This is a genomic window from Neobacillus sp. (assembly GCF_031988165.1).
In the GTDB taxonomy this organism is placed as follows: Bacteria; Bacillota; Bacilli; order Bacillales; family Cytobacillaceae; genus Neobacillus; species Neobacillus rhizosphaerae.
In genome coordinates this window covers 1-8,929 of record NZ_DALZYO010000076.1, presented here as the reverse complement: position 1 = coordinate 8,929, position 8,929 = coordinate 1, and the positions used below count along the sequence as shown (strand labels likewise).

7 protein-coding genes are annotated in these 8,929 nt (G+C 36.1%); 3 read left to right on the top strand and 4 right to left on the bottom strand.

Going from position 1 to position 8,929, the window contains the following annotated elements; translation table 11 throughout:
* Positions 1-469 precede the first annotated feature (469 nt).
* Positions 470-1,003, bottom strand: coding sequence for a hypothetical protein (locus RTR43_RS25035; protein WP_312476675.1), 534 nt, complete (start codon positions 1,001-1,003; stop codon positions 470-472).
* A 504-nt stretch (positions 1,004-1,507) separates the two neighbouring features.
* Here RTR43_RS25035 and RTR43_RS25030 point away from each other — a divergent pair.
* Positions 1,508-1,720 (top strand): hypothetical protein, encoded by a 213-nt coding sequence (locus tag RTR43_RS25030; protein WP_312476673.1) that lies wholly within the window; start codon positions 1,508-1,510, stop codon positions 1,718-1,720.
* Positions 1,721-2,028: 308 nt separating this feature from the next.
* On the opposite strand, the gene RTR43_RS25025 is transcribed toward RTR43_RS25030, so the two are convergent.
* Both RTR43_RS25025 and RTR43_RS25020 read right to left on the bottom strand, forming a co-directional pair.
* A complete protein-coding gene (locus RTR43_RS25025) occupies positions 2,029-2,790 on the bottom strand; it encodes a hypothetical protein (protein ID WP_312476671.1) in 762 nt (253 codons plus the stop codon).
* 235 nt (positions 2,791-3,025) lie between these two features.
* Positions 3,026-3,403, bottom strand: a complete 378-nt coding sequence (locus RTR43_RS25020) for an ABC transporter ATP-binding protein (protein ID WP_312476668.1) — start codon at positions 3,401-3,403, stop codon at positions 3,026-3,028.
* Between the two features lie 215 nt (positions 3,404-3,618).
* On the opposite strand from RTR43_RS25020, the gene RTR43_RS25015 reads away from it, so the two are divergent.
* On the top strand, positions 3,619-5,526 hold the full coding sequence (locus tag RTR43_RS25015) for a 3'-5' exonuclease (protein WP_312476665.1): 1,908 nt from the start codon (positions 3,619-3,621) through the stop codon (positions 5,524-5,526).
* Between the two features lie 187 nt (positions 5,527-5,713).
* Here the strand turns inward: RTR43_RS25015 and RTR43_RS25010 are convergent, their stop codons facing one another.
* Positions 5,714-6,970: an MDR family MFS transporter gene (locus RTR43_RS25010; RefSeq protein ID WP_312476663.1), complete on the bottom strand. Its 1,257-nt coding sequence runs from the start codon at positions 6,968-6,970 to the stop codon at positions 5,714-5,716.
* A 99-nt stretch (positions 6,971-7,069) separates the two neighbouring features.
* Here RTR43_RS25010 and RTR43_RS25005 point away from each other — a divergent pair, with 99 nt between their 5' ends.
* Complete coding sequence (locus RTR43_RS25005; protein ID WP_312476661.1) at positions 7,070-8,716, top strand: ABC transporter substrate-binding protein; 1,647 nt, start codon at positions 7,070-7,072, stop codon at positions 8,714-8,716.
* The last annotated feature ends 213 nt before the right edge of the window (positions 8,717-8,929 follow it).

The following is an 8,929-nucleotide window of genomic DNA, read 5'->3' as shown; positions in this document are numbered from 1 at the left end:
GAACTTTACACATCTATTGCCCTTGAATGCCATTATGAACAGCAGGTAGATGTTACTCGACTTTGTGCTGACTTAAAATCGCTTCAACAAAAACAACAAAAACAAGAGTGGGACAAAGCCCTTTCATCTTCATCGATAGGATTTTCTACGTTTGAAGATTAATAATATGAGTGAATATTTTCTCTGTAAGTCAGACGCTTTTTGCCTCTGACTTTTTAGTTAAAGTCGGATTTGGCAGGGTTAGGATCCGTTTTTTACTGGATGGTCCAGCTAATAATCTTTCCTTCATTCAGACTATATCTTTCACTGAGTGCGGCATAATATCGGTGGGTGAACTTCTTGTCTAAGATTCCATAAAAATAAGCAAATGAGTTACGGACATTATTCAATGACTATGATGGCCCACTTTTAGATTACTAGATACAGACATTTTCAATGTAAATGCATAATTTTTTTTCGTATCTTCTAATTAATCTCTACTTTCAAATTGAGTAGGATCAGGAGACATGGGAATAGCATAAGAAATATATAAAGTCATGTCATTTGCTTTTTCCTTCATTTTTGCATTCTTTAAATGAGTAGCTATAGGGAAGGGAAGGGTAATATCCTCAGTGGCATAGTGACCATTATAACCAGAAGGATCTTTGCCTAAGATTAAGTAAATGTCCTTTCCATTATTTTGTATTTTTGAATAAAAGCTTTTATATTCTTTAGGAGAGTCATAGATATTTAGGTTGCTAGGATATGTTTTAAAATCCTTGCAAAAAGAGATAATGTCATATTGACAAGGTGCTTCCGCTAAGAAGATGTTGCCTTTTTTATCAATCAGATAGGCAAACCGGCTTTGATCCATTTGAGGGACCAGTATCTCTCCCTCCCATTTCCGATCCAACTCAATCAACGCTCCCTTTATAGAGGAATGGTAATGTTGGCTAAGGTAAATGTATGCTACCGCAAGTATCAAGACAGGTATACCAAGTTTGACTAAAACTTTTCTCTCCATTATTTTCTTTCTCCCTTGTGAATAGAATTAAATTTGCATCCTAATTTTTCTTTAATCTTTGCTGACATAAGAATTAGGATTAGGAGAAACCGGTGGCATGCATTCAGCCCGCAGTATCACTCCCCTTAGAGTGTCTTTCAATAACTTCTTCATAATACACATTCCTTTTTATTCTAATGGTGTAAAATTACACTATAAGGTAATTATTTCACAGAGTGTTAATATATTCAATAGTTTTTATATAAACCCACAAATAATCTAGATTTTTATCAACAAGATACCCTTTATTTTTATTGTAGTGAAATTGAAGTTATCTCTGTTTAAGAATCGCATTATAGAATTTAGATTTACCGTTCTTTTGGGGAACTGTTTTTTTGTTATATAAGGGAGGGAGTGCTTTAGTTAAATAAGTATTCACAATAAAATTCAACCGTAAAAGCGTCAGTATGTTAAAATTTAGTAAAATCGAAAACGATTTCATTTAATTACTAATGAGGTGATTTGTTGAAATTAGTATATAGGATTATGGCTAATCTTGTAATCGTCGTTGTAATGGTTGTGAGTACCAGGATGGCTGCAAATTATTTCGCTGTTTATACAAACATTGATCCATTGTCAAAGAGTGCTTCGTTACTAACTTTATTGTTTATGCTCTTTACGTTTCTTGGAATTATCATTTGTATTGTGCAAGTGTTTATTTTCCGGAAACAGCAGTAAGTGTTACTTTGGAAATATCAATTTTGCCGACAAGATATTGAGGCAGTAAAAGAATGATTACAGCCATAAGAATGTCCCACTTCTGCCATGTTTTTTACCATCGATTGCCACGGGATTTACCACTAGTTGCCAATGGGATAACGCCAAGAAAGTTCGGATTTACAACGTTAAGGATTTTGAAAGAAAAAAAGCCTAATCCCTCCGTTACTTTTAACGAGGAATTAGGCTTTTAATCTTCAACAATCGCGACCGAAAGTTGAATAATTTTTTCCTATTTTGATGATATAAAGTTGATTATTTTTTTTTATTTAACAATTGTTCATAATCATTTCTTCTACATAAGTTTGTAAATTAGTATATGAGGAGTTTCCTTCTAAGAATTGAAATACCACAGACAAGGGTGAAATAACAATATCCCTCTTTTCAGAATAAAGAACACTTTGTTTTTTTCTACTATCTAACCCATCAACATTGTCAGAATATTTTTTTACTGAATCCATCTCGTACCAGTTAAAGTCCTGGTTTATTTTACGTTTAATCACTTCCCCAATATATGCACCAATTCGAAGCACGAAATTATCCTTGTGCTCATTCAGAAGATTAGTATTCATTAATCTTTTTGAGTACATATCAATAAATCGTATGCTTTCAATAGTGAAATCTAAATTTTTTTTCGTAAGGTTCTCTTTATCCCAAGGATCATCTGAGACATCCTGATACATTAATTTTGCTATACCTTTTAAATTATCTTTTCTTAATGAGGGATTTCTGCTAAATATCAATGGAGAAAAGTTTACATAGATAGAACTCAAAAAGGCACCTATAATAATACTTATATAATTAAATTTACCATATTTTTCATTAAAGCTTCCTTTCTCTAATTCTAAGATGAAGGTAAAGAGAACGAATATTAAAATTAAAACAGTTCTGGGGAATATAAATTTATACTTTCGAGGCTTACCAAGTAATTTGTTATCAAATAATTTGTGATGAAAATTGGTTTTTTTTATGACCAAATCAAAGATGCCATAAAAAATAACAAAGATTATAAAAAACGCAAGAAATTTCATTTTTCCATTCCTCTTCTCAAACTAGCTTTTTCATTGTTATAAACAAACGTATTCTACTATACCCATCATTTTTTGCATACGGAAATTTAATCCTTTATCTCATACTCCGGATTTATTTGTGAATATTTGGTGATTAGTGGTGCGATTTTACTTGCGATTTACTGTTTTGCACCTCACAAGGGAAACCATTCCCAGTAGTGCTAAGGATTTTTTGAATTTGAACAAGTATGCGGGTCTATCTTTTTCTCAATACCCCTTTTTTTACAAGATTAATAAGTGTTCCTTTATTCTTGTAGCGATTATAAGCTATTAATCTATTCAAATCTTTAATTGTTAATTTGGCTGGATCGATGGCCAGTATGAATTCATTGTTTACTTTTTCGATTAAGGAGAGGGCGTATTCAATCTGCTTAGCGGTTAAGGTGAAATCATCTTGTGATAAAGCTTGATTTTGGATTTCCTGGTCATGACTTGTAGTTTGTAATGCTGCAGCATGCTCTTTTATCTTTGCATCCACTAATGCCTCTACCTCATCATGGTTGACATATTTGACATCTGGTTGGTTTGATTTTTGGTCCTTTTTAAATAATTTTTCGAGGATTCCTTTAATCACATTATCCACGCCACTTTCTTAGAGTTCTCAATATTTTCTATGAATGTAAAAGATTGCTTCCACTATATTATTAAAATAAAATCGTAGAAAAACAATACTTTTGGAAGAATTTTGTTTAATAGGATCGGATTATTTACAATATATTAGGAAATGTATAAGCCTAATGCACTATTTGTTGTATAATGGAGAAAAATGAAAGTTTTGGAGCGGTTATTATGGCAATTACAATTCCTGAGACAATAAGATCATCTGCCACCGCAGGGGAGAGGTTGTTTTTTCGAACGCTAAAAACCTATTTACCTGATGATTATATTGTGTACTTTGAACCGGAAATTCAAGGGAGAAGACCTGACTTCGTGATTATTGGGCCTGATCTTGGAATAGTAGTCTTGGAAGTAAAGGATTATACCAGAAATACCCTTTTGCAAATAAATCATGACGAATGGCATATTGTGGCTACTTCCGGTGAACAAGCAGTCGTAAAAAGTCCGATAAAACAAGCTAGGGATAATATGTTCCATGTGGTTGATGCACTGAAAAGGGATAAAAATCTGATTCAATTAGACGGCAAATACAAATTTCAATTAAAATTTCCTTACGGCCATGGTGTTGTTTTTACGAGATTGTATTCGAAAGATTTTATTCAAGATGGTCTTTACACCGTCATTGAACCGAATCTATGTTTAACAAGGGATGAAATTGATAGTGAAAAAGATGAGTTTTCAGATGCAATCCTAATGGAAAAGATTATGAATATGTTTGTTGTTCCATATCGATTAAAGGAACCGCTTTCCATCGAAGACATTAATGCCATCCGCTATCATTTGTTTCCAGAAGTTCGAATTAGTGCCGAATTTAAGGCACCGGTTCCGTATCAGGATCAACTGCTCTTATCCTTACATGATATTAAGACGATGGATCTTCATCAGGAGAATTTAGCAAAACAAATTGGTGACAAAAACCGCTTGATTCGTGGTGTTGCAGGGAGTGGCAAAACGATTATTTTGGCTAGCCGGGCGAAGATGTTGTCCAAGCAGAACCCTGATTGGAAGATTCTCATCCTTTGCTATAACATTTCTTTGGCCAATGCGATTCAGCAAATGATCAATCACATGTTGAACGAGCCAGAGGATCTTTTTGATTTTGATCCTAATGCCAAAGCAGTACGAAACCAAAACATTATTGTACGGAATTTTCATGCATGGCTTAAAAATGAATTAAAAATTAGAGAGCAGAACCTATCAGAAATAATTGATAAAATCGAGAAAAAGGAAACCATTCTACCTTCATATGATGCTATTCTGATTGATGAGGGACAGGATTTTGACGCAGATTGGCTTCGGCTTATAAGTCTTCTACTAAACACGGATACACAGTCGCTTTTATTGGTAGAAGATCGAGCGCAGACGATTTATCGGCGCAAACGATCATACCTGCAGGATACTGGTTTAAGTTTTAAAGGCAGGTCAAAGGTGTTGTCCATCAACTACCGTAATACTTCGCAAATCGTGAAATTTGCCTGGGATTTTTACCGCGAGCATTCGATGTTTAAAAATAAAGTCGTTAATCGGGAACTCGAAGGTGACATTATTGCCCCTCAAAGTACAAAACGAAAAGGGCCGGAACCGGGGATTATCAAGGCGGAGAATTTCTTTGAGGAAATGAGATTGGTTGCCAGACAAATGAAAAAGCTGCATGAAGAGCGGAAGGTTCCCTTAGATGAGATGTTACTATTATATCGTGTGAAAAAGACGCATAAATATCCCATTATTGATATCATTCAACGTTCATTGCAGGAGGCGGGCTTACCGTTTTATTGGATTACGGAAAATGATGTCTCCAAGCGTTCCTTTAAAAAGGATGACGGCAAAATCAAGATCAGTACAATTGATAGCAGCAAAGGTCTGGATTTTCAGGCGGTATTTATCGTCAATATTGATTCCATGCCGTTTCCACTTCAAGACGATAAGGAGAGGGAAGTTTCCTTATTTTATATTGGAATGACAAGGGCCAAAGAATATCTTTGCTTGTCATACTCTGGCGTATCAGAATTTACACAGTATTTGGATCAAATCATGCAAAAAAGCCATCAGAAAAAGACTGGAATCGAGAAAATCAATTAATATTATATAGAACATTAAATAGGAATAGGTTGCACCGTTTATACGAAGTATATTGTTATAAAAACATTTTAAAAGAAAAAGAATTAAACTCTTTTGTTCGTTTCTATATCAGTTTCTTCATTTTATTCAGCCTATGTATTCCATAGACAAGCGCATTCCTGCTAAGAATGCGCTTGTCTCGTTCTCATTAATTATGCGTTAATTGTTTTATTTTCTCTTTTTGTTTTGCTGTTTGAAAGATAAATAGTCCACTATAAAGCATAAATGTGCCGATCATTAAAATAATGCCAATATAGACACTCATCATGGTTGGTACCAAATATGCCCCAAGCAAAATGGTGGATTTTGCCAGTAAATCTGCACCGCTAAAGCTAAGCCCTGAAAAGGCAGAATAGGAACCTCGTTTATCCTCTGGCATCATGTTGGCTTTTTCGGCATTGGCAATCGGGGAGTACATCAGTTCCCCAATGGTAGCAATCAGATTGAATACGATTAAGACATACCAGATATTCGCGGATGTAATCGTTATATATCCAACTCCATATAGGAGAAGCCCGGATAACAACACCTTCTTTTTGTCAAAACGATCGGTAAACTTCGTAATCATAAAGGTGAGCAACACAACTAGGAGCATATTTTGAATGTTTAAGATACTTAACATCCTCACACCAGCGATTTCAAAGTGGCCAATAAAAACGGAGTGAAACTCTTTAGACAATCGGACACCGATGTAACTATTGAGTGAAAATTCCGCGGCATAAATACACATACCGCCAATGACAGCCATGACAAATGGTTTGTCCTGAAAGGCGAGTTTATAATTGGCAACTAAATCAATCAAGATGTTTTGATGTTTTTTCTTCAGATGTTTCACGTACGAATCCTGCAGCCAAATTCTATAAACAATAGGTAAACCAACGGATACCATTGTTAGAACTAAGAATAAAGTAAGTTGATGATGCAGGTAAAACAGCCCGCCAATCGCAGTCCCGATTGCCATGGATAAATTATTGAGCCAATAGTCCAGCGAATAAATCGCTTTCCGATTTTCGGCAGTGGTGGAATCGATAATAATTGCCTGCATGGCTGGCCGTCCTAGACTGCTGGATACCATAAATACCATATAGGCGAACGCGAATAGCTTGATCCATTTTTGATCAGGGATTAAACTGAATGTCATGAAAGCGAACATCAACGAACTGCAGGCAGAGGTGATCACCAATATCGTCTTACGGCGAAAGAGGTCAGTCAGGTAGCCCCCAATTAGTGTACTAATAAAGCTGATAAAAACGTTCAACCCTAAGAAAAGCCCTGCCCAAACCGCACCTTTGTGTTCGGCGAAAAACAGGGCCATAAAGGGCATAACGGCACTGGAAATTGCTTTATTGAAAAACGATGTAATAAGGCGCACCCTTAAGTTTTGTGGATAGTCTCTCCATTTCATATTGCCAGCTCCTTCCTATATTTGTATAGTAAAGGAGACGGAAATGATTAAAAATGACCTTTTTTGAAAAAAATGTCCACTTTTAAGGGAGCAAGTAGAATGGATCGATATTTATTAACACTAAGGAACCAGGTAGAATCGGGGAATGTTAAAGTAGAAGAAATTGCCGATCGCTTATACCTCAGTACGAAACAAACACGAAGGAAGCTTCACCAATGGCAGAAGGATGGATGGCTCATTTTTCAGTCAGGGCGTGGAAGGGGGCATACATCGTCCCTGGAATGGCTGAGGGATGTGGAACAAGAATTCGAACTGCAATTTTTACAATTGCTTGAAAAGGGAGCAATTGAGGAGGTAAGCAGGTTATTACTGCTAGATTGGTCTCTGGAAACAAAACAGCGATTAATGACCGCCTTTCAAACAAATTTCGGCTTTCATCAGGAGGAGCAGGACAGACTCATTATTCCGCGCTTTAATCCTTTTTTAACCTTTCATCCTCTAAAAGCTGCGGATACCCACAGTGCGAATCTAATTGCCAATCTATATAATCGTGTTGTCACGTTAAACGCTGATAATTCGGTTACATCAGAGCTTGCGCATTCATGGGAATATAGTGATACTTCTTTGCTTTTATTTTTACGGAAAGATGTTGCGTTTCATGACGGATCGATCATGAAAGCGGAAGATGTGGTCGAATCTTTCTGGCGAATGAAGCGGGATGAACACTACTTCATGCTATGGGAACCGATTACCTCGATTTCAACTCCTGCACCACTTGTAGTCGAGCTGACGTTTCCAGCAGGATGCACCTATGTCCTTCAGCTCCTAAGCCTTTTATCAGCAAGTATTTTTAAAAAATTGAATAGTAAATTGGTAGGAACTGGTGGCTTTTATCTGGCGGAAGAGACAGAAGGGAAAACAGTTCTTGCTGCTTTTAAACAGTATTTTGGGCATCGGCCGCTGCTCGATCGTGTGGATTTCATCCAGGTCCCGCGGGAATTTGAAGTGGTCTATTATGGGGCTCATGAATCTGAACAGGTGGAAACCTTTAAGGTGGAAAGTGATTCAGGTTTTGGAATTGTCGTTATGAATCCCTATCGCGGATCTGATATGGAACGGAAGGAAGTCCGTGATTATATACATATGGTCATCGCCAACCATCGTCATGAGCTTTCAGAGGTCAATTCTAGAATAATGGGGAACCATGAAGGGTGTTTAATCGGGTTGTCTACATCGTATACAATGCCTACTATTCCGAGACCTGTGATGACAAGACCGTTAAGGATGCAATTTGTTAACTATACAAGTGAAACGTCCCATTGGTTAAAAGACAAGCTCGAACAAGCCGGAATTGAGGTTGAAATGATAAAAATCTCCTTCCGAGAAGGAGTATATGATACGAATATCCGTTTAGATGCCGACTTGTTTATTCATGGAGAAATTTTCGAACTGAACCAAACCTTTTATTATTATTTCTTTTTAATCAATAGTTTCTCTCCCCTTCAACTATTAATAAAGCAAGATAAACAACTGAACCAATTCATTAAGGCATATGATTCGATTTCCTTTGAAAACTGGAATGCTCATCATTTGAGGATCGAACAGTATTTACAGAACGAATCGCTCTGCGTGCCATTGTATTATGTAAAACGGCGGATCCCTTTTTCAATCAATCTCATGAATATTGAAATCAAACATTTTGGGTATGTCGACCTAACAAAGCTATGGACCAAGCCACACCTCTAATTTTAGAAAAAATGATTTCTATCATCCAATGATAGAATAAATGAACCTACTGGAATTCTTTCCGCTCTATATAATAACGCTAGGATCAACAAATCCTAGCGTTATTTTTATAAACTAATTTATTCTTTTTGTTCTTCCTTTTGAGCAACACTTTTTGTTCCTAAAAAATGATGAATAGCTTCTATATTTTGATCGAAGTCCACTTCTAAAACG

Coding starts and splice junctions, on each gene's coding strand:
- RTR43_RS25015 (WP_312476665.1), top strand. CDS start 3,619: ATGGCAATTACAATTCCTGAGACAATAAGATCATCTGCCACCGCAGGG.
- RTR43_RS25010 (WP_312476663.1), bottom strand. CDS start 6,970: ATGAAATGGAGAGACTATCCACAAAACTTAAGGGTGCGCCTTATTACA.
- RTR43_RS25035 (WP_312476675.1), bottom strand. CDS start 1,003: ATGGAGAGAAAAGTTTTAGTCAAACTTGGTATACCTGTCTTGATACTT.
- RTR43_RS25005 (WP_312476661.1), top strand. CDS start 7,070: ATGGATCGATATTTATTAACACTAAGGAACCAGGTAGAATCGGGGAAT.
- RTR43_RS25025 (WP_312476671.1), bottom strand. CDS start 2,790: ATGAAATTTCTTGCGTTTTTTATAATCTTTGTTATTTTTTATGGCATC.